The organism is Kribbella sp. NPDC054772 (assembly GCF_053611945.1).
Genome location: NZ_JBSHBJ010000029.1, coordinates 17,452 through 37,835, shown reverse-complemented (window position 1 = coordinate 37,835; position 20,384 = coordinate 17,452). Strand labels below are relative to the sequence as shown.

Genomic DNA, 20,384 nt, shown 5'->3' with positions numbered 1-20,384 from the left:
TGTATTTTTGTGAACGCACTGTAGTGTCGTGTGTCGGAGGTAGCCCGCGCCCCAAAACACAGCCAGACCCCCCCACGCAGGACACTAGTGGCGGGTCTCCGGGGAGCGCAGCAACGGACGCAGCACCTCGCCCGTCGGCAAGTCACCCGGAGACCCGCACGCGAGATCGATCATATGTTCGAATACAGGTCGAGCGCAAGTCCGGATTGCTCGGCCCGGTGCCGGCCGGGTGTGGTGCCGACGACGGCCGCGAAGGCTGTGATGAAGCCGCTCGGGTTCGCCCAGCCGCAGGCGTGTGCGACGTACGTCGTGTCGTGGCCGCCGGCGAGCAGGACGAGAGCATGGTAGATCCGGAGCTGGGTGCGCCACTCGTAGAAGGTCATGCCGAGTTCGTTGCGGAACAGTCTGCTGAGCGTGCGCGCCCCGGCGCCGGCGCTGCGGCCGAGCTCTGCCAACGGGGTGTTGTCGGCAGGGTTCTCGTGCAGCAGGTTCGCGATGGTGCGCAGGCGGTCGTCCTGCGGCTCCGGGAGTTGGAGCGGCTGCTCCGTCGCTTCATGCAGCTCGTCGACGAGGACGCGTTGCAGGCGGGCTCGGGCTTGGTCGTCGAGGTGGCGGCTGGTCAGGGCGAGCAGGACCTCCCGCGCAAGGCCGGAGGCCAGGAAGACCGCGGGGTGGTTCGGGACTCGTCTGGCCAGCGCGGCCGACAGGAAGACGATGCGCATGTCGGTCTCGCCGTGGGCGCGGTGGTGATGCACGGAGCCGGCCGGGGTCCACGCGATCCGGTTCGCGGGGACGATCGATGTGCCTTCGTCGGTGTGCACGGTCAGGACGCCGCGGGCGGCGTACACGAGGTGTCCTTCGTCGTGGGTGTGCACGGAGCTCGTGCCGCCCGACGTCCAGCGGTGAGCCCCGGCGGACGGGAACAGCTCGGACCGGACGGGTTGGCGGCCAACGGGCATAGCTTGGCATTCTATCGGTGGTCGGCCAGGCGGTACTCGACGCACTGTGGACGCATGAATGCGACGATGCGTGCCGCGGTCTGTGCCCGCGCAGGTGGTCCCGAGGTGCTGGAGATTCGCGAGTTGCCGGTGCCGGCGGTTCGGGACGGCTGGAGTCTGGTGCGGGTGCGAGCGGCCGGGCTGAACCGGTCGGAGTTGCGGACCCGGCAGGGGCACTCGCCGACCGTGACGTTTCCGCGGGTGCTCGGCATCGAATGCGTCGGAGTCGTGGCGGTGTCGACCGATCCCGCCGTACCGGAAGGGGCGACGGTCGCGGCGGTGATGGGGGAGATGGGACGGCAGTACGACGGGGGTTATGCGGAGTACGCGTTGTTGCCGAACGCATCGTTGATGCCGCTCGACAGCACCTTGGCGTGGGACGTGCTGGCCGCGCTGCCGGAGACGTACCTGACTGCGTTCGGGGCGCTCGAGGCGGTGGGGATCGAGGCGGGCGGCCGGCTGCTGATCCGCGGCGGGACGTCGTCGGTGGGGATGGCTGCCGCGTCGATCGCGCGTGGGTACGGCGTTGCGACCGCGGTGACGACACGGCGGCCCGACAAGGCCGGTGCGCTGACGGCGGACCACGTGGTGATCGACGACGGTGGACCGTTGGCGCTGCCGTGGCCGGACGGGCCGTCGTACGTGCTGGATCTGGTCGGGGCGCGGACGGCGGTGGAGTCGTTGCGTCTCGTCGCTCCGGGCGGGACGGTGTGCGTCGCGGGTTCGCTCAGCGGGTGGCTGATCGAGAACTTCGAGCCGATCGCGATGATCCCGAGCGGTACGCGGCTGACCGCGTTCCACAGCGAGACGATGAAGGGCCGGACGGACGTGCTGCAGCGGATCGTCGGTGAGGTCGAGGCTGGGGTCTACGCACCCAATGTGGACCGCGTGTTCGACCTGGAGGACATCGTCGCGGCGCATCGGTCCATGGAGAACGACGAGGCGACGGGGAAGCTGGTCGTCAGGATGTGATGCGGCGGCACGAGTAGGCGACAGCGTCCCGGCCGATCCGCGTGATGATCAACGTCGCGGACGCCGAGCCCTTCGGCGCGAGCTTCTTGCGCAGCTGGGCCGGATCGACGTCCACGCCGCGCTTCTTGATCTCCAGCGTGCCGATGCCCTGACTGCGCACCCAGGAACGCAACGCCTTCTCCTTGTAGGGCAGCTCCTCCAGCACCTCGTACGCCGAGCTGAGCGGCGTCGGGACGTACTTCGCCGCGGTGACGTAGGCAATGCGCGGATCCAGAAGCCAGCCGTCCACCGCGGCGGCCACTGCGGTGACCAGACCGGCCCGAACGACCGCACCGTCGGGTTCGTAGATGTACTGACCGACCGGCCCGACTTCAGCGTCCGGCGCTTTGGAGACGCTGGCCTGGCTCGGCAGCAGAGTGGCGCGCCGTGTGGTGCCGGTGGAGAGCGCGCCGGACCACAGCGCGGCCTCCTTCACCTCACCGGAGTCACTGACCCACTCCGCCTCGACACCGTCGGGGATCGCGTCGTGCGGAATCCCCGGTGCGACCTTCACGCAAGCAGTCCGCTCCAGCAGCCCAGTCACGAACGACCAGGGTGGCGAGTAGGCGTTGTGATCGAACACGCGCCGCCCGTCCGCCCGCCGCGCCGGGTCCGCGAACACCACGTCGTACGGCGTGAGGTCGGTCGACTCCGCCTCGCCGATCAGCACGTCACCCGGGAGACCGAGGGCGGTCAGGTTGGCGCGAGCAGTGGCTGCGGTCTCGGGGTCACGTTCGACGCCCGTCACGCGCAGACCGGCGCGTGCGGCGCTGATGAGGTCACCGCCGATCCCACAGCCCAGGTCGACCACGCCGGCGCCCGGGAGCGTGGCTGCGATCCGTGCGGCGCGGTGGGTGCCGACAGCGGTCCGGGTGGCCTGCTCGAGGCCGTCGGGGGTGAAGTACATGCGCTGCGCGTCCGGACCGAACTTGGCGACGGCGCGGTGGCGTAAGGCGGCTTGCGTGACCGCAGTCGTGACCAGCGTTGCGTCGTACCGGCGTCTGAGCTTCTCGACGAGCTGGAGCTCACGACCGGGCTGGTAGTCCGCACAGGCTGTGGCGAGGACCTCGGCGCCCGGTCCGTCGAGCAGTGCGGTGACAGTCACTCGGACAACTTTAGAGGGGGCTGGAACAGCTCCTGCTCCAGCTGCGGCCGGCCATCGAGTAGAGGCGCCAGTTCATGGCTGAGCGAGTCTTCGGGCCGTAGATGCCGTCGACCACCAGGTGGTGCCGGCGCTGGACCAGCTTGATCGCGGCCTGGGTCTTGGTGCCGTAGAGCCCGTCGACGGCCAGCTTGGTGCCGTAGCAGAAGTTGAGGTTGCGCTGGAGCACCTGGATCGCGGTCTCGGGGTCGCCGTACCGGTTGGAGCCGCGGTAGGGGTTGTCGCCGTACATCAGGTTGCAGGTGGTGCTGGCGCTGGCGTAGATCGACGGCATCGGGATGCCCCAGCTGCGGTTCACCGGGACCAGCCGCGCGGCCCGGCACTGCGGGAGCGCGGCCGCGGCCTTCAGTTCGGCGGCGGTCGCATTACGGGACTCCTCGGGCTGGTCGGCGGCCTTGGCGTCCTTCGCGGCCTTCGAGCCCGGTGCCGTTGCGGGCGCGCCGGCCGCCGGGGAGTCGGATTTCGAGGCGTTGGCGGCGACCGCTCCGACCGCCACCGCGCCGACCGCGGCGAGGAGTGCGACGGTGCGGCCGGACAGCTTCGGTAGCTTCGGCAGCTTGAACGCCATGGCTCCTCCTGGGGGCCGTCCCTGAGACCGCTCTGAGAGAACGGTCGCATGCCGGCCGGTGTTTGACCACATTCCGTACCGGGGCGGTCACCCAAGAAATCCGTTCGTCTTCGAGAATTCCTTTGGCACTCGAGTTGACCGAGTGCTAATCGCGGCCTAGATTCGGTGTTGGCACTCTCCTAGTGAGGGTGCCAGCGGTCCGGCCCTTGACCCCCGCGACGGCAGGGGAGCGCGACCACATGGGAATTAGACAAGCGAATTCGACCGTGGAGGTCAGCAAGTGTCGGTCACGATCAAGCCGCTCGAGGACCGCGTCCTCGTCGCGCCGCTCGAAGCCGAGCAGACCACGAAGTCCGGCCTGGTGATCCCGGACACCGCCAAGGAGAAGCCGCAGGAGGGCGAGATCCTCGCTGTCGGCCCGGGCCGGATCGACGACAACGGCAACCGCGTCCCGCTGGACGTCGCCGTCGGCGACAAGGTCATCTACTCGAAGTACGGCGGCACCGAGGTCAAGTACGACGGTCAGGACTACCTGATCCTGGGCGCCCGCGACATCCTCGCCGTCGTCAGCAAGTGACGAACCACCGTTCCTGACCGACACCGCCCCGGAGCCCACTGGCGCCGGGGCGGAGTGGGTTCCTGCCGGGCCGTCCCGGCCGGGAACGGCGTTCGTTCGGCACCTGCAACGTAGACATTCAGAAAAGGACTGGTTTTCTTCATGCCGAAGATCCTCGAGTTCGACGAGAACGCGCGGCGCGCCCTGGAGCGCGGCGTCGACAAGCTCGCGAACACGGTGAAGGTGACGCTGGGCCCGAAGGGCCGCTACGTCGTCCTGGACAAGAAGTGGGGCGCCCCGACCATCACCAACGACGGTGTCACCGTCGCCCGTGAGGTCGAGCTGGACGACCCGTTCGAGAACCTTGGTGCGCAGCTCACCAAGGAGGTCGCCACCAAGACCAACGACATCGCCGGTGACGGCACCACCACCGCGACGGTGCTGGCGCAGGCACTGGTGCACGAGGGCCTCCGGGCGGTCGCCGCCGGCGCCAACCCGATGGGCCTCAAGCGCGGTATCGAGGCGGCTGTCGAGGCCGTGTCGGGCAAGCTGGTGGACACCGCGAAGCCGGTCGACGACAAGGGCGACATGGCCCACGTCGCGACCATCTCCGCCCGCGACGCCGAGATCGGTGCGCTGATCGCGGACGCGTTCGACAAGGTCGGCAAGGACGGTGTGATCACCGTCGAGGAGTCGAACACCTTCGGGACCGAGCTCGAGTTCACCGAGGGTATGCAGTTCGACAAGGGCTACATCTCGCCGTACTTCATCACCGACGCCGAGGCCGGCGAAGCGGTGCTGGAGGACCCGTACATCCTGATCCACCAGGGCAAGATCTCCGCGATCGCGGACCTGCTGCCGCTGCTGGAGAAGGTCGTGCAGTCCGGCAAGACGCTGCTGATCATCGCCGAGGACGTCGAGGCCGAGGCGCTGTCCACCCTGGTGGTGAACAAGATCCGCGGCAACTTCACCTCGGTCGCCGTCAAGGCGCCGGGCTTCGGTGACCGCCGCAAGGCGATGCTGGAGGACCTGGCCGCGCTCACCGGCGCGCAGGTCGTGGCCCCCGAGGTCGGGCTGAAGCTCGACCAGGTCGGCCTCGAGGTGCTCGGTTCGGCGCGCCGGATCGTCGTCTCGAAGGACAACACGACCGTTGTCGAGGGCGCCGGCAAGGCCGACGACATCGAGGCCCGGGTCAACCAGATCAAGGCCGAGATCGAGCGCACCGACTCCGACTGGGACCGCGAGAAGCTGCAGGAGCGGCTGGCCAAGCTGGCCGGTGGCGTCTGCGTGATCAAGGTCGGCGCGGCCACCGAGGTCGAGCTCAAGGAGAAGAAGCACCGGATCGAGGACGCCGTGTCCGCGACCCGGGCCGCGATCGAAGAGGGCATCGTCGCCGGTGGCGGCTCCGCTCTCGTCCACGCGGCCACCGTGCTCGACAAGGAGCTCGAGCTCGACGGTGACGAGGCGACCGGTGTCCGGATCGTCCGCAAGGCCGTCGTCGAGCCGCTGCGCTGGATCGCCGAGAACGGTGGCTACGAGGGCTACGTCGTCGTCGCCAAGGTGTCCGAGATGGAGCCCGGCAACGGCTTCAACGCGGCCACCGGCGAGTACGGCGACCTGCTCGGCACCGGCGTCCTCGACCCGGTCAAGGTGACCCGGTCCGCGCTCGCCAACGCCGGCTCGATCGCCGCCCTGCTGCTGACCACCGAAACCCTGGTGGTCGACAAGCCCGAGGAAGAAGAGCCCGCCGCAGCCGGCCACGGCCACGGCCACGGTCACTGACCTCAGGCAGTAAGCAGCAGTCCGACAGCACCGCCCGGTAGGGGTCTCCACCCCCGCCAGGCACGCAGCACCGCCTCGCAGGGGTTGTCCACCCCAGCCAGGCAGCACAGCACACAAAGCACCGCCCGGCAGGTCCCCACGACCAGCCGGGCGGTGCTTGCTTTCCCGCCCCGCCCCGCCCCGCCCCGCCCCGCCTCCCCCACCGCCGCTCTCGTCGAGCCTGCCGACAACGCCGCAAACGGTCCGCGAACACAACAACCAGGGCCCCTGAACAAGCAATAACCTGTCCCCACCCACCGCCACGCGGGCAAGCCCCCGCCTTCCGGCGCGCGAGTACGGCGGCGTACTGGCTGCTCGTGCGCTGGGCCGTTCCGCGGACATCTGGCCGGCGGTGATGGGGACTGTGGACAGGATGTGGTGACTGAGCACAGGCAATTGCTTGTCTCCAGTCACCGCAGCCTGAGCAACCCCCCCCGTCTTCCGGCGCGCGAGCGCGGCGGCGTACGGGCTGATCGCGCGATGCACCGCTCCGCGGACGTGTGGCCGGGGGTGATGGTGGGTGTGGACAGGGGCTGGGGACTGTGCACAAGCAATTGCCTGTGCACAGTCACCGCCGCGCGGGTAAGCCCCCGGCTTCAGCGCCGGTCGCGTGACCGGTCCGCGGACAGCACCAGCGCGTGGGGCGGCGTACGAGATGTTCCTGCGATTCGCCGGGGCGTGGGCGTCTGGCTGGGGTGGTGAGTGGTGTGGGGCAGGGGTGTGGTGACTGAGCACAAGGTATTGCCTGTGCTCGGTCACTGGGGGCTGGGTTAGGGGACGGCTTGGGGGTGGTGATGGGATGGGTGGGTGTTGATTCGGGAGCGCGGTGACGGGGATCTTGAGGTTTGTGTTGAGTTGTTGCGGGCGGTGTATGAGCGGGCGGGGTATCCGATCAACTGGCCTGCGGATCCTCGGGGGTGGTTGACGCCGGAGAGTCGGTTGGGGTGCTGGGTTGCGGTCGTCGACGAGCGGGTTGTCGGGCACGTTGTACTGACGGCTGTTGGTGATGGTGCCGAGGTGGAGCGGTTGTACGTCGACCCGGAAGCGACCGGGCGGGGGATCGGTCGTGAGTTGCTCGCGTACTGCGTGACGACGGCGGCGCGGCTCGGTCGGAAGCTGTCACTCGAAGTGGTCGACAACCGAGGCGCCGCCGTACATCTCTATCGCCGGGCGGGTTGGATCGAGGCCGGGCGGACACCGATCGACTGGGGTGGAACCCACGCCACCGAACTCATCCGCTTCAACGCCCCCGCCTAGCAACAGCCCAACCCAACAACAGCCCAACCCAACAACAGCCCAACCCAACAACAGCCCAACCCAACAACAGCCCAACCCAACAACAGCCCAACCCAACAACAGCCTCGCCTGGGCAACGGGCCGGTGGGTGGCCGGCCCGCGCGCTGGTTATGCGGGGCGGGCTGCTCGTTGTTGGATTCGTTGGCCGATGATGTCGGACAACCAGCCGAGGCAGGCGCCGGCCGTCAGAGCAGTTACAGCGCGTGGCGAAGGTGGCTGCGCGGCGTACGGACGTGATCGATGTACGGCATCTTCCGGGCGAACTGCGGTCCGGGCCGAGTCACCGGCTGGGCCGGATCGAGCGGTTCGGGCGAGACGAAATCATCCGTGTTCTGGGACGTCCGGAGGTTTCGATGAAGAATGCGGCGGCTGAACTCGGGATGAGCCGCGCGACGATCTACCGGAACATCGCGCAGTACGGGATCCGAACTGGCCAGTAGTGACAGATCGTGATCAACTGGCCGGAAGCGACCACGAATTGCCACTAGGCAAGTGAGGTTGAGAGCCGTAGCATCTTCCAGGCTGACCGGTCCGACACGAGGGGGCGAGGGGTGACCGAGGTCCGAGTACCTGACACCCACGACCGGGTCGAGCTCAGGGATCTAGCCGCGCTGGCCGGCAACGGGGATCGCACAGCTCTCAACGACCTGCTCACCAGGGTGCGCGCGGTGGCGCACCGCTACGTACGGTCCCGTCTGTGGACCTATCCCGGCGGCGCCGACATGGTCGACGACGTCGCGCAAGAGGTATGCGTCGCGGTCTTCGGTGCACTCGGCCGGTACCGGGACGAGGGGAGGCCTTTCGAGGCTTTCGTCTACGGGATCGCGGCCCGCAAGGTCGCCGATGCCCAGCGTGCGTTCGCGGTCGCCGACGTCTCGACGCCGGACCTGCCGGACGGCGCGGACGAGTCACCGACACCGGAGGAACGCGCGGTCCGGCAGTCCGAGGTCCAGCACATCATGGGTCTGCTGGACAAGCTGCCGGAGAAGCTGCGGGAGATCCTGCGCCTCCGGGTCGTCGCGGGGATGTCAGCCGAGGAGACCGGCCGGGCGCTGGGCATGACACCGGGGGCGGTGAGGGTCGCACAGCATCGGGCGTTGAACACGCTCAGGGGGTTCGTGGGGCATGAAGCACAGTCGGAACGAGGATCAGCAGGGGAGGGGCATCATGGCTGACCGGTTCGACCTGGACGCGATCGAGGCCGATGACGCACTGCTCGATCTGTTGGCCGCCGGAGGGGAGTCCGCGCGCGCGGCGGGCGAGCACGACCCGGCCGTCGCACTGCTGGCCGATCTGCGGCTGGCGGTGGAGGTCGAGGACGAGCTCCCGGTGGAGACCATCGACGATCCGGAGAGCTTCCTGGCGCGCTGCGCGGCGCTGAACCCGATCACCGACCCGTTCGCCCGCAAGGTGGCGACGCGTGGTCTGGCGCTCGGTGTCGCCGCGGTGGCCGCGCTTTCGGTCTCCGGGGTGGCCGCGGCGGTCACGGGTGACCCGTTGTCGCCGTACGAGAAGGTCATCGAGAAGATGGTCGACGCGGTCCGCCCGCAGACCAGCTTCCCGAAGGAAGAGCTCGACGGTCTGCCGGTCCTGGACAAGACCAAGATCGTCAAGGTCGCGAAGGACTTCCAGGACAAGACCAAGGCCGAGCACGCCGCGCAGACCAACGGCAAGGACGACAGCTCGCTGGTCGACGGCGACCTGAGCTCGATCAATATGCCGAAGCCGCCGCTGGTCAAGCCGATCGAGCGGCCGGTGGCGATCCTCGACAAGCCGTTGATCGTGCCGAACGAGCCGGCGAAGACGCAGGACCCGGGCAAGCCGATCGGCAGCTCGAAGTCGGACGACGACAAGACGAACACGCCGACCGACACCACCACCGGTGGCAAGGGCACGACGGACACCCCGACCACGCCGACCACGCCGCCGGACACCCCGACGACGCCGACGCCGACGCCAACGGGTGACCCGACCGAGCCGGGCAGCAGCACGACGCCGACGCCGACGGACTCGACCACCACGACGCCGACGAGCCCACCGGCGAACGTCGACACCGGGACCGGCGACAACTCGGCGGCGGCCGACCCGACCGCGACCCCGAGCAGCGACTCGGGCACCGGTCAGACCGACACCTCGAGCGGCGTCGGGACCACCGCGCCGGACGCGGGCGCCGGCTCTGGTACGGCGGCTCCGGACAGCGGCACCGGTAGCACGGGTGGGACCGATGGAACGGGTGCGACGAGCGGGACCGACACGTCCGGCGCCGGCAGTACGGCGACGCCGAGCAGTGACGTCACCCAGGCTCCGAGCGACCTCGCCGACGCGGTCAACGACCTGCTCGGCCAGACGATCCTGCCGACCCCGACCGGTGCGCCGCTCGCGGTCGAGAGCGCCGAGCGGTTCTTCGGCGGCGCGGACACCCCGGCGGCGGTCGGCAGTACGCCGGTCGCGCCCAAGCCGGTCGCGCCCAAGCCGGCGGCGACGAAGCCGGCGGCGACGAAGGCCACCGCCAAGCACGCCACCGCGAAGCACTCCAGCGGGAAGGTCACGACGGGCTCGGTCCGCAAGACCTACAAGACGGGCAAGCACTCCACCGGCGCGTACCCGGAGGGCAAGCACGCCGCGATCGACCGCACCCACGGGTCGACCGAAGAGGCGAACTTGCTGAAGATCCTCGGCATCGTCAACACGCCGACCAAGTAATCGGCCGATCACCGGCAGCCCGTCGCGATCGCGGCGGGCTGCTGCTTGTGGCTGCTTGTGGATGGTGGATTCGGGGCCTTGCTCTGGCGCGGATAGGATGGGGCTCCGTTCTCGCCGTACAAAAGGTGCTTGTTTTACCCATGGACATCACACCCGCTGGAGTTCCCGACAAGTTCGCCGTCCTCGGCCTCACCTTCGACGACGTACTGCTGCAGCCGAACGAGTCCGACGTCATCCCCTCCGAAGCCGTCACCCGGTCCCGGGTGAGCCGCAACGTCTGGGTGAACATCCCGCTGCTGTCCAGCGCGATGGACACCGTCACCGAGGCCCGGATGGCGATCGCGATGGCCCGCCAGGGCGGTCTCGGCGTCCTGCACCGCAACCTGTCGATCGAGGACCAGGCCCAGCAGGTCGACCTGGTCAAGCGCTCCGAGTCCGGCATGATCGCGCAGCCGATCACCATCGGCCCGGACGCCACCATCGGCGAGGCCGACGCGCTCTGCGCGCAGTACCGGATCTCCGGTGTGCCGGTGGTCGACGGCGCCGGTGTCCTGGTCGGCATCGTCACCAACCGCGACATGCGCTTCGAGAACGACCTGTCCCGGCCGGTCCGCGAAGTGATGACCAAGCAGCCGCTGATCACCGGCCGGCAGGGCATCGCCGCCGACGACGCGATGGCGCTGCTCAGCAAGCACAAGGTCGAGAAGCTGCCGCTGGTCGACGAGTCCGGCAAGCTGACCGGCCTGATCACGCTGAAGGACTTCGTCAAGCGCGACAAGTTCCCGCTGTCCACCAAGGACGCGACCGGCCGGCTGATGGTCGGCGCCGCGATCGGGTTCTTCGGCGAGGCCTACAAGCGCGCGATGTCCCTGGTCGAGGCCGGTGTCGACGTGCTCGTCGTGGACACCGCGCACGGGCACTCGAAGTCCCAGATCGAGATCATCCGCAAGCTCAAGAACGACCCGGCGACCCGCGGCGTCGACATCGTCGGCGGCAACGTCGGGACCCGCGTGGGTGCCCAGGCGCTCGTCGACGCCGGCGCGGACGGCGTGAAGGTCGGCGTCGGCCCGGGCTCGATCTGTACGACGCGCGTGGTGTCCGGCGTCGGCGTGCCGCAGGTGACCGCGATCTACGAGGCCTCGCTGGCCTGCAAGCCGGCCGGCGTCCCGGTGATCGGCGACGGCGGCCTGCAGTACTCCGGTGACATCGCCAAGGCGCTCGTCGCCGGTGCGGACACCGTGATGCTGGGCTCGCTGCTCGCCGGGTGCGAGGAGTCGCCGGGCGACCTGGTGTTCATCAACGGCAAGCAGTTCAAGGCCTACCGCGGGATGGGTTCGCTGGGCGCGATGCAGTCCGGCGGGCTGCGCAAGTCGTACTCCAAGGACCGCTACTTCCAGAGCGATGTCGGTAGCGACGAGAAGCTGATCGCCGAGGGCGTCGAGGGCCAGGTCCCGTACCGCGGCCCGCTGTCGGCCGTCGCGCACCAGCTGATCGGCGGCCTGCGGCAGTCGATGTGGTACACCGGCGCCCGCACCGTTCCGGAGCTGCAGGAGAAGGGCCGCTTCGTCCGCATCACCTCCGCCGGCCTCCAGGAGTCCCACCCGCACGACATCCAGATGACGGTCGAGGCCCCGAACTACTCCGGCCGCTGACCTGTCTGCTCCAACCCGAAGGATCACCTGATGACCGAGATCGAGATCGGCCGCGCGAAGCGGGGCCGGCAGGCGTACGCGTTCGACGACATCGCGATCGTGCCGTCGCGGCGGACGCGGGACCCCGAGGAGGTCTCGGTCGCCTGGCAGATCGACGCGTACCGTTTCGAGCTGCCGATCCTGGCCGCGCCGATGGACTCGGTGATGTCGCCGGCGACCGCGATCGCGATCGGCAAGGCCGGCGGCCTCGGCGTCCTGAACCTCGAAGGTCTCTGGACGCGGTACGAGGACCCGACCGGGCTGCTCGAGGAGATCATCCACCTCGACATCCAGCAGGCCACACACCGGCTGCAGGAGATCTACTCGGCGCCGATCAAGCCCGAACTGATCTCGCAGCGGGTGCAGGAGATCCGTGCCTCCGGAGTCACCGTGGCCGGGGCGCTCTCGCCGCAGCGCACCAAGCAGTTCGCCAAGCATGTCGTCGACGCGGGCGTCGACCTGTTCGTCATCCGCGGTACGACGGTCTCGGCCGAGCACGTCTCCGGACAGGCGGAGCCGCTGAACCTCAAGCAATTCATCTACGACCTCGACGTCCCGGTGATCGTCGGTGGCTGCGCGACGCACCAGGCCGCATTGCACCTGATGCGGACCGGTGCGGCCGGTGTCCTCGTGGGCTTCGGCGGTGGCGCCGCGCACACGACCCGGAAGGTGCTCGGGGTCGCGGTCCCGATGGCGTCGGCGGTGGCCGACGTCGCGGCGGCCAGGCGGGACTACATGGACGAGTCCGGCGGCCGCTACGTGCACGTCATCGCGGACGGCTCGGTCGGGCGGTCGGGTGACGTGGCGAAGGCGATCGCCTGCGGCGCGGACGCGGTGATGGTCGGTTCGCCGCTGGCGCGGGCGAGCGACGCCCCGGGCGGCGGGTTCCACTGGGGCGCCGAGGCCTGGCACCAGGACCTGCCCCGCGGCGAGCGGGTCGAGGTCGGCGTCACCGGCACGATGGAGCAGATCCTGTTCGGCCCGTCCTGGGTCCCGGACGGCACGATGAACCTGGTCGGCGCGCTCAAGCGCGCGATGGCGACCACGGGGTACACCGAGCTGAAGGAGTTCCAGCGCGTCGAGGTAGTCGTCGGTTGAGCACCGGCGTACTGCTCCTGCACGGCTCGAGTGGTGCGCCTGATCTTGATCGTGCACGCCTCCTCGAGGCCGAGGGGTACGACGTACTCGCGCCCCGCTGGACCGTGACGCACGAGGTCCCGCTGGAGTCGTTCCCGGTCGGTGAGCTTGCGGACCACAACGATCGGCTGGTCGTGATGGGCAGCTCGTGGGGCGCCGAGGCGGCATTGCTGCTCGGCGCTCTGGACGAACGCGTGCACGCAGTGGTCGCGTTCGCGCCGAGCGCCTACGTCTGGGGCCGGAACCTGGAGGACGGCAGCCAGCGGTCGGCATGGACGTGGCGGGGTGAACCGCTCCCGTTCGTGCCCTTCGACCTGACCTGGACGCCGCCGGCGGATCCGCCGAGCTACACCGGGCTGTACCGGCAGAGTGTGCAGGTGTTCGAGGACGCCGAGCAGGCGCGAATCCCGGTGGAGCGGATCCGCGACGACGTACTGCTGGTGGCCGGTGGTGACGACCAGGTGTGGCCGGCGGTCGAGTTCGCGGACGAGATCCGGCGCCGGCGTGGTGACCTTCCGACGCGGATCGTCACGGTTCCGGAGGCAGGGCACCGCGCGGTGTTGCCGGGTGAGGAGCCGAAGACCGCTGGGCAGCGGATGGCGCGCGGCGGCACGGACGCGGCGGACCGCGCGCTCGGCGCCCTTGCCTGGCCCGAGATCCTCCGGGTGCTCGCGCCCTGATCCGACGTGCTTCGAGTTCACCCTGTTTGATCGGTTCTGGAAGGATGACGGCATGGGATTGTTCAGCCGACGGAGCGACCAGGACGCGGACAATGTGGCCCTCGCCGCGGCGCGGGCCCGACTGTCCCCCGACGACGTGGACCAGGTGCGGTTCCTGATCACCACGAAGAAGTCGGTGCACGCGGTGAAGCTCATCCACGACCGCACCGGACTGGCCCTGAAACAGGCCAAGGAGCTGGTTGAGGACATCCGCCTGGGCCGCTACGTCCCGCCGACGACCGGTACGCCGCTGGTCCGCAAGCCCGGCACCAACTTGGCCGAGCGCACCCGCGCGCTGAAGGCCGCCGGTGAACTCCACCAGGCGACCGCCTTGGTCGTCTCCGAGACCGGCATGACCGACGAGGAAGCCGGCCTCTTCGTCGGCGCCCTCCGCACCGACCTGGCCGACTAACCTTTCACGTACGCCAGCGACTCCGCGATCTTTCCGTCCCGCAGGCGCAGTACGTCGGCCCCTCGGACGTGACCGCGGTCGCCGGACGGCTCCTGCCACGAGTACCGCCAGCGCACCAGCGCGCGATCACCGAGGACCACCGTCTCCTCGGTCTCGAAGTGTGGGTCGGTGGTCTCCGCGAACATCCGCGCCCACTCGGCCCGGACGGCGTCGGCGCCCTCGAAGCGTGCACCGTCCGGCGGCGACGTGGATTCGAACACGATGTCGCTGGTGACCAGGGACATCGCCGTCGCCAGGTCCCGCTGGTCGAGCGCGATCCCGAATCGCTCGATCACCGGCAGCCACGGGCTCCAGTGCGGATCCCGACCGAAGGCCGCCAACAGTGCCTCCGCCGGATCGGCGTACCCGGTGAGATGCTCACCGATCATCCCCGCGGACCGGTACAGCTCCTCCCGTCCGACGAACCACGTCCCGACGTCGGCCACCAGCGTCGTGTCCATCCGCGGCGGTACGCCGATCGCGACGGCCAGGTCCCACCCGTGGATCAGGTGGTCGGCCGCGAGCTGACGCAGGTACTCGTGCGGATCCTCGTCGCCGTACGACAGGTGCACCTTGTCGATCGCCCGTGTCGCCGCGACCGAGGCATCCCGGGCCGCGTCCGTCGCCGCGGCGGCCGGATCGTCCGCGAGCAGGTCGCCGTCGAGGGTGTTCCCGACCTCGGCGATCGTCCGGCCCTCCATCAGCGGTACGGTCCAGCGTTCCTCGCCGACGACGTGGTTCACCAGCGCGCGGACGTCCCAGTCCGAGCACGGGGTCGGTGCCGACCACTGATCGGCGGCCACCCCGGTGACCAGTTCCGCGAAGTTCGCGACCGTGCGGTTGTGCAGCTCAACGACATCCATGACATGCCACCCCCAAGCCTCAGCGTCCGCCGCGCGAGGGCGATGCGTCAACGTCCGAGCTGGAGTTGCTGCGCCGCCTCGTGGGCGTGGTGGGACGCGGCCAGGTCGCCGGTCGCGGCGAGCAGGTTGCCGTGGTGCCGGTAGCAGGACCCGGCCAGCTCCTTCATCTCGGCGTGGTCGTCGGCGTACGGGATCAGCGCGGTCGCGACCTCGGCGCACCAGCCGCCCAGGTCGAGCGCGATGTCGGTCCGGCCGGCCTGGAAGTACGCGTCGGAGATGTCGAGCAGCAGTTGCGCCCAGATCGGCATGTAGGTGGCGGTCTGGAAGCGCATCCGGTGTGATTCGCGCTCGGACGAGATCGCGAACAGGTAGTGCGCCTCCAGCCCGAGCGTCAGCGCGGTGTCCGCGTCCTGGTTCAGGAGTGGTCGCACCAGCTCCGCCAGCTCGGTCGCGCGAATCGCCGCCGACTCGGGATCGGTTCGGCCGGAGACCGTGGCCAGCGTCATCCCGGGCGCGGGCTCACTGAGCGCGACCAGGCGGTGGTACTGCTCGAACGGCCCGAGCTTGACCTCCGCGTTCTCCAGCGCGGCGACCAGCGTGAGGGGCAGCCCACGGTCGAGCTCCTCGACCACCCGGGCCGCCGTCTCCGGATCGGTGTCGAACGCGGTCCGCAGACAGGACTCGCCCTCCAGGCGGCCGACGGTCCCGAGGTGCTTGCCCTTCCGGACCAGTGCGGCGACCAGCGTCCGCATGTCGGTCGCCGAGTCGGAGTCGGCGAGCGTGTCGGCCGTGGTCAGACCGATCTCGTCCGCGTCCAGCGCCAGGTCGAGCCGCCCCTCTGCCGCGTGGACGTCGGCGGACACCGCGGTCGCCGTACACAGGTAGCGGGCGTAGGAGAGGGACTGCGGGCTCTCGTTGATCTGGTCGGCGAGCTGGAGGAACAGCTGGGTGGCGGCGTCCGCGGAGGCGACCGCGAGCGCGGGGTCGCCGTACCGGCGCAGGATCAGCGCGTTCATCGCGAGCACCCGGGCGAAGTCGGGCTGGTGCTTCAGGCCCTCCTCGCCGCCGACGAGCTGGCCGTACGCGATCACCGCGCCGTCCATCTCCAGTACGGCGGTGGCGCCGTGCCCGCGGTGCGCCTGGGTCATCGCGCGCCGGGCGCGGACGTCGGCGAGGAAGCAGGTGGCGTCGAGCACACCGGCATCCTGGAGCTCGGTGTAGCCGAGTTGCGCCTCGTGCAGCGCGACGAGTGCCTCCTCGTGCCGCCCGGAGGCGTTCAGCGAGCCGGCCAGCTCGTACTGGGTCGCGGCCATCAGGTGCTTGGCCTCGTAGTGGTTCGGGTGCCCTTCGGCACGCTCCCTGGCCAGCTCGATGACCCGCTGCTGGTACGGCCCGGCCTCGTCGGCCCGGCCTTCCTCGATCAGCACCTGTGCGGTCTGCAGCGCTTCACCGAGCTCGTCCTCAGGAGGCGTCCAGAGCCCCCCGCTGTCCACCATCTTTACAGTCCACCCCTTCACCGGTTTCAGCGGATCAGCTTAACCATCCTCTGATACTGACACTGGCTATTACCGGCAGGTAGCCTTCAGTTATGAGTGAGCAGACGTCGATTCCTGCTGATCCGGAGCTCGATCCGACCGCGTCGTACGCGACCGACCAGTCGGTGATTCGGCGGTTGTCGGGGCTGCTGCGCGCGACGGCGGGGACGCGGACGTCGTACGCGCCGGCCACCGGGCAGCCGATCGCGGACCTGCCGGTGTCCAGCGAGGACGACGTGATCGCAGCGGTCCGGCTGGCGCGGAAGACGCAAGCGACCTGGAAACGGGTACCGCTCGCCGAGCGCGCCGCGATCCTGCTCCGGTACCACGACCTGGTCCTCGACCACCGGCACGAGCTGGTGGACCTGATCATTCGCGAGTCCGGCAAGGCACGGAAGCAGGCGTTCGAGGAGCTCGCGCATGTCGCGCTGACCGCGCGGTACTACGGCCGGAAGGCGTTCGAGCTGCTCGAGCCGCAGCGCAAGCTCGGGATCTTTCCGGTGCTCACCCGGGCCGAGGAGCGGTTCGTGCCGAAGGGTGTCGTCGGCATCATCTCGCCGTGGAACTACCCGCTGACGATGGCGATCTCGGACGGCCTGCCGGCGATCCTGGCCGGCAACACGATCGTCCACAAACCGGACAGCCAGACGCCGCTGACCGCGCTCCGCGGCATCGAGCTGCTGTACGAGGCGGGTCTGCCGCGGGACGCCTGGCTCGCGGTGAACGGCTCCGGCCCGACGGTCGGCGGCGCGCTGATCCAGAACGCCGACTACATCTGCTTCACCGGCTCCACGAAGACCGGCCGGCTGGTCGCGAAACAATGCGGTGAGCGCCTGATCGGCTGCAGCCTCGAGCTCGGCGGCAAGAACCCCATGCTGGTACTGCGGGACGCGGACATCAACCGCGCCGCGGAAGGCGCCGTCCGCGCCTGCTTCGCGAACGCCGGCCAACTGTGCGTCTCGATGGAACGCCTGTACGTCGCCGACCAGGTGTACGACGCGTTCGTGACGGCCTTCGTGGACCGGGTCAAGAAGCTCCGTCTGAGCGCCGGCACCGGCTGGGACGTCGACATGGGCTCGCTGATCTCGAAGGCGCAGCTCGAGACCGTCACCCGGCACGTCGAGGACGCCCGCTCCAACGGCGCGACCGTGCTCGTCGGCGGGAAGCCACGCCCCGACATCGGCCCGCTGTTCTACGAGCCGACCGTTCTGTCCGGTGTCACCCCGGCGATGGAGTGCTTCGACAACGAGACCTTCGGCCCGGTCGTCTCGATCTACCGGTTCTCCGACGAGTCCGAGGCGATCCAGCGCGCCAACGAGGGGGAGTACGGCCTGAACGCCAGCGTCTGGAGCCGGGACGGCCGCCGCGGCCGTGCCGTCGCCGCGCAGCTGATGGCCGGCACGGTCAACGTCAATGAGGGGTACGGCGCGACGTTCGGCTCGGTCGACACCCCGATGGGCGGCATGCGATCGTCCGGCCTCGGCCGCCGTCAGGGCGTCGAGGGCATCCGCCGGTACGTCGAGCCGCAGGCGATCGCCACGCAGCGACTGATCCCGATCGCCGCCTCGCACGGTCTGTCCGACGAGAAGTTCGCCGAGCTGATGACCGGCGCCCTGCGCGTGCTGAAGAAGATCGGCCGCCCATGAAGTACGACTACGACGTCCTGATCGTCGGGTCCGGGTTCGGCGGGTCGGTGTCGGCCTTGCGGTTGACCGAGAAAGGCTACAAGGTCGCCGTCCTCGAGGCGGGGGCGCGGTTCGACGACGGCGGGTTCGCCAAGAACTCGTGGGACACCAAGCGGTTTCTGTTCGCCCCGAAGCTCGGGATGTACGGGATCCAGCGGATCAGCGCGCTGCGCGACGTGATCATCCTGTCCGGCGCGGGCGTCGGCGGCGGCAGCCTCGTCTACGCGAACACGCTCTACGAACCGCTGCCCGCGTTCTACTCCGATCGCCAGTGGTCCCACATCACCGACTGGAAGTCCGAGCTCGCGCCGTACTACGACCAGGCGAAGCGGATGCTCGGCGTCACGACGTACCCCGGGTTCTCGCCGGCGGACAAGGTGATGAAGCAGGTCGCCGAGGACATGGGGGTGGGGGACACGTTCCACCCGACCCCGGTCGGGGTGTTCTTCGGTGAGCCCGGCGTCGAGGTCGAGGACCCGTACTTCGGTGGCGCCGGACCGCGGCGCAGCGGGTGCACGGACTGCGGCGAGTGCATGACGGGCTGCCGGCACAACGCGAAGAACACGCTGACCAAGAACTACCTGTACCTGGCCGAGAAGGCCGGCGCCGAGGTCTACTCGCTGACCACGGTGACGTCCGTCGAGCCGCTGCCCGAGGGCGGGTACGCGATCGACACCCGCCGTACGTCGAACAAGAAGGTCACCCGCCGGTTCACCGCGGATCAGGTGGTCTTCGCCGCCTCCGCCCTCGGTACGGCGAAGCTCCTGCACCGGCTGCGGGACGAGGGCAAGCTGCCCCGGCTGTCGGACCGTCTCGGCGTGCTGACCAGGACCAACTCGGAGTCGCTGCTCGGGGCGATCTCGCGCGAGAAGGACGTCGACTACACCCGCGGGGTCGCGATCACCTCGTCGTTCCACCCGGACGACATCACCCACATCGAGCCGGTCCGGTACGGCAAGGGCAGCAACGCGATGTCGCTGCTGCAGACCGTCCTGACCGACGGCGACGGCGACAAGCCGCGCTGGCGGACCTGGCTGAAGGAACTCGGCCTGCAACGGAAGAACATCCGCCGGCTGTACGACCTGAAGCACTGGTCCGAGCGGACGGTGATCGCCCTGGTCATGCAGACCGCGGACAACTCGATCACCACCTTCGGCAAGCGCGACCGGCTCGGCCGCTGGCGGCTGACCTCGAAGCAGGGCCACGGCGCCCCGAACCCGTCCTGGATCCCGGTCGCGAACCAGGTGGTCCGCCGGATGGCGAAGCTGATGAACGGGACGCCGGGCGGCACGATCGGCGAGCCGTTCAACGTCCCGATGACGGCGCACTTCATCGGCGGCTGCGCGATCGGCGACTCACCGCAGACCGGCGTCGTGGACCCGTACCACCGCGTCTACGGGTACGACGGTCTGCACATCGTCGACGGCTCGACGATCTCGGCGAACCTCGGGGTGAACCCGTCGCTGACCATCACCGCCCAGGCCGAACGCGCCCTCTCCTTCTGGCCGAACAAGGGCGAGACCGACCCGCGGCCGGCGGTCGATGCGGAGTACGAGCGGATTCAGCCGGTGAAGCCCGGACACCCGGTCGTCCCCGCTGACGCCCCCGGCGCTCTGCGCCTTCCGATCTTCCCCAAGCAGTCCGTGACCGAGCCGTAACGGAATCGCGACAGAACCACGGATATCCATCGCGGACCTTGAACAAGCTATTGCCTGTCCACGGTCCGCGGCGCGTGTCCACGGAAAGGCAAATGAAAAAGCCTCAGCAGTAAGTTGCTGAGGCTTTCTGAAAAGGTCCGGAAAAGGGAGCAGGTCCCTCGGGAACGTTTCCGCCCAAATCGTTTCCCGAGGGACCCACTCAAGCCGGGGTGAGGCGCCCGGCGCTTTGGGATCGGGTCACCAACCACAGCTGGCGACCCGAGCTCTTGGTTACTACCTTACCTCCGATTTCCAAGAGCTTCGGGCCTTGTGACCACTCTGCGTGCTGATCGTAATGATCAACATTTCGTAGCTCCTGGTAACCGGGTGGCGGTCTTCCTTGCGGTAACCGCCTCTGCACACTTCAACGAGCCCCTCTACAGGGGGTTACGAGGTTCCACAGAAAAATTCAAAAACTTTCCGGGAGAGTGCGGAGAGTGGCCGTGTGGCACTTCAGCCCGATCTGTTCCACGTGACGCCCGCCGCAGTCC

Annotated in this window: 18 protein-coding genes; 13 read left to right on the top strand and 5 right to left on the bottom strand. The window is 69.1% G+C overall.

Annotation, left to right across the window (positions count from 1 at the left end; genetic code table 11):
- Positions 1 to 170 precede the first annotated feature (170 nt).
- Positions 171 to 959, bottom strand: a complete 789-nt coding sequence (locus ACWGID_RS32190; RefSeq protein ID WP_452203013.1) for an AraC family transcriptional regulator — start codon at positions 957 to 959, stop codon at positions 171 to 173.
- A gap of 54 nt (positions 960 to 1,013) precedes the next feature.
- Between ACWGID_RS32190 and ACWGID_RS32185 the strand changes: the two genes are divergently transcribed.
- Positions 1,014 to 1,970: a zinc-binding dehydrogenase gene (locus tag ACWGID_RS32185; RefSeq protein WP_452203011.1), complete on the top strand. Its 957-nt coding sequence runs from the start codon at positions 1,014 to 1,016 to the stop codon at positions 1,968 to 1,970.
- Here the strand turns inward: ACWGID_RS32185 and ACWGID_RS32180 are convergent.
- On the bottom strand, positions 1,960 to 3,114 hold the full coding sequence (locus ACWGID_RS32180; protein WP_452203009.1) for a class I SAM-dependent methyltransferase: 1,155 nt from the start codon (positions 3,112 to 3,114) through the stop codon (positions 1,960 to 1,962). The two genes, ACWGID_RS32185 and ACWGID_RS32180, sit on opposite strands and share 11 nt — an antisense overlap.
- 10 nt (positions 3,115 to 3,124) lie before the next feature.
- Positions 3,125 to 3,739 carry a peptidoglycan-binding domain-containing protein gene (locus tag ACWGID_RS32175; protein WP_452203007.1) on the bottom strand — a complete coding sequence of 205 codons (615 nt, stop codon included), beginning with the start codon at positions 3,737 to 3,739 and terminating at the stop codon, positions 3,125 to 3,127.
- A 280-nt stretch (positions 3,740 to 4,019) separates the two neighbouring features.
- Between ACWGID_RS32175 and groES the strand changes: the two genes are divergently transcribed.
- The 10 genes from groES to ACWGID_RS32125 all read left to right on the top strand — a co-directional run bounded on the left by groES (position 4,020) and on the right by ACWGID_RS32125 (position 14,074).
- On the top strand, positions 4,020 to 4,316 hold the full coding sequence (gene groES, locus ACWGID_RS32170) for a co-chaperone GroES (protein ID WP_130384566.1): 297 nt from the start codon (positions 4,020 to 4,022) through the stop codon (positions 4,314 to 4,316).
- A gap of 141 nt (positions 4,317 to 4,457) precedes the next feature.
- The gene (groL, locus tag ACWGID_RS32165) at positions 4,458 to 6,077 is read left to right on the top strand and encodes a chaperonin GroEL (RefSeq protein WP_452203005.1); all 1,620 of its coding nucleotides are present in this window, start codon (positions 4,458 to 4,460) and stop codon (positions 6,075 to 6,077) included.
- Positions 6,078 to 6,923: 846 nt separating this feature from the next.
- Positions 6,924 to 7,373, top strand: a complete 450-nt coding sequence (locus ACWGID_RS32160; RefSeq protein ID WP_452203004.1) for a GNAT family N-acetyltransferase — start codon at positions 6,924 to 6,926, stop codon at positions 7,371 to 7,373.
- Between the two features lie 242 nt (positions 7,374 to 7,615).
- Positions 7,616 to 7,852, top strand: coding sequence for a helix-turn-helix domain-containing protein (locus tag ACWGID_RS32155; RefSeq protein ID WP_452203002.1), 237 nt, complete (start codon positions 7,616 to 7,618; stop codon positions 7,850 to 7,852).
- Positions 7,853 to 7,963: 111 nt separating this feature from the next.
- Complete coding sequence (gene shbA / locus ACWGID_RS32150; RefSeq protein WP_452203000.1) at positions 7,964 to 8,587, top strand: RNA polymerase sigma factor ShbA; 624 nt, start codon at positions 7,964 to 7,966, stop codon at positions 8,585 to 8,587.
- Positions 8,580 to 10,115, top strand: coding sequence for a hypothetical protein (locus tag ACWGID_RS32145; protein ID WP_452202998.1), 1,536 nt, complete (start codon positions 8,580 to 8,582; stop codon positions 10,113 to 10,115). The genes shbA and ACWGID_RS32145 overlap by 8 nt, the downstream gene beginning before the upstream one ends.
- A gap of 140 nt (positions 10,116 to 10,255) precedes the next feature.
- Entirely contained in the window at positions 10,256 to 11,767 is a 1,512-nt protein-coding gene (gene guaB / locus ACWGID_RS32140) for an IMP dehydrogenase (protein WP_452202996.1), read from the top strand.
- Between the two features lie 30 nt (positions 11,768 to 11,797).
- Entirely contained in the window at positions 11,798 to 12,904 is a 1,107-nt protein-coding gene (locus ACWGID_RS32135) for a GuaB3 family IMP dehydrogenase-related protein (RefSeq protein WP_452202994.1), read from the top strand.
- Complete coding sequence (locus ACWGID_RS32130; protein ID WP_452202992.1) at positions 12,901 to 13,623, top strand: acyl-CoA thioester hydrolase/BAAT C-terminal domain-containing protein; 723 nt, start codon at positions 12,901 to 12,903, stop codon at positions 13,621 to 13,623. The genes ACWGID_RS32135 and ACWGID_RS32130 overlap by 4 nt, the downstream gene beginning before the upstream one ends.
- 52 nt (positions 13,624 to 13,675) lie before the next feature.
- Positions 13,676 to 14,074, top strand: coding sequence for a hypothetical protein (locus ACWGID_RS32125; RefSeq protein WP_452202991.1), 399 nt, complete (start codon positions 13,676 to 13,678; stop codon positions 14,072 to 14,074).
- On the opposite strand, the gene ACWGID_RS32120 is transcribed toward ACWGID_RS32125, so the two are convergent.
- Both ACWGID_RS32120 and ACWGID_RS32115 read right to left on the bottom strand, forming a co-directional pair.
- A complete protein-coding gene (locus ACWGID_RS32120) occupies positions 14,071 to 14,976 on the bottom strand; it encodes a TIGR03086 family metal-binding protein (RefSeq protein WP_452202989.1) in 906 nt (301 codons plus the stop codon). The two genes, ACWGID_RS32125 and ACWGID_RS32120, sit on opposite strands and share 4 nt — an antisense overlap.
- 47 nt (positions 14,977 to 15,023) lie before the next feature.
- Entirely contained in the window at positions 15,024 to 16,472 is a 1,449-nt protein-coding gene (locus ACWGID_RS32115; protein WP_452202987.1) for a hypothetical protein, read from the bottom strand.
- A gap of 92 nt (positions 16,473 to 16,564) precedes the next feature.
- Between ACWGID_RS32115 and ACWGID_RS32110 the strand changes: the two genes are divergently transcribed.
- Positions 16,565 to 18,157 carry a succinic semialdehyde dehydrogenase gene (locus ACWGID_RS32110; protein WP_452202985.1) on the top strand — a complete coding sequence of 531 codons (1,593 nt, stop codon included), beginning with the start codon at positions 16,565 to 16,567 and terminating at the stop codon, positions 18,155 to 18,157.
- A complete protein-coding gene (locus ACWGID_RS32105) occupies positions 18,154 to 19,854 on the top strand; it encodes a GMC oxidoreductase (RefSeq protein ID WP_452202983.1) in 1,701 nt (566 codons plus the stop codon). Before ACWGID_RS32110 ends, ACWGID_RS32105 begins: the two co-directional genes overlap by 4 nt.
- The last annotated feature ends 530 nt before the right edge of the window (positions 19,855 to 20,384 follow it).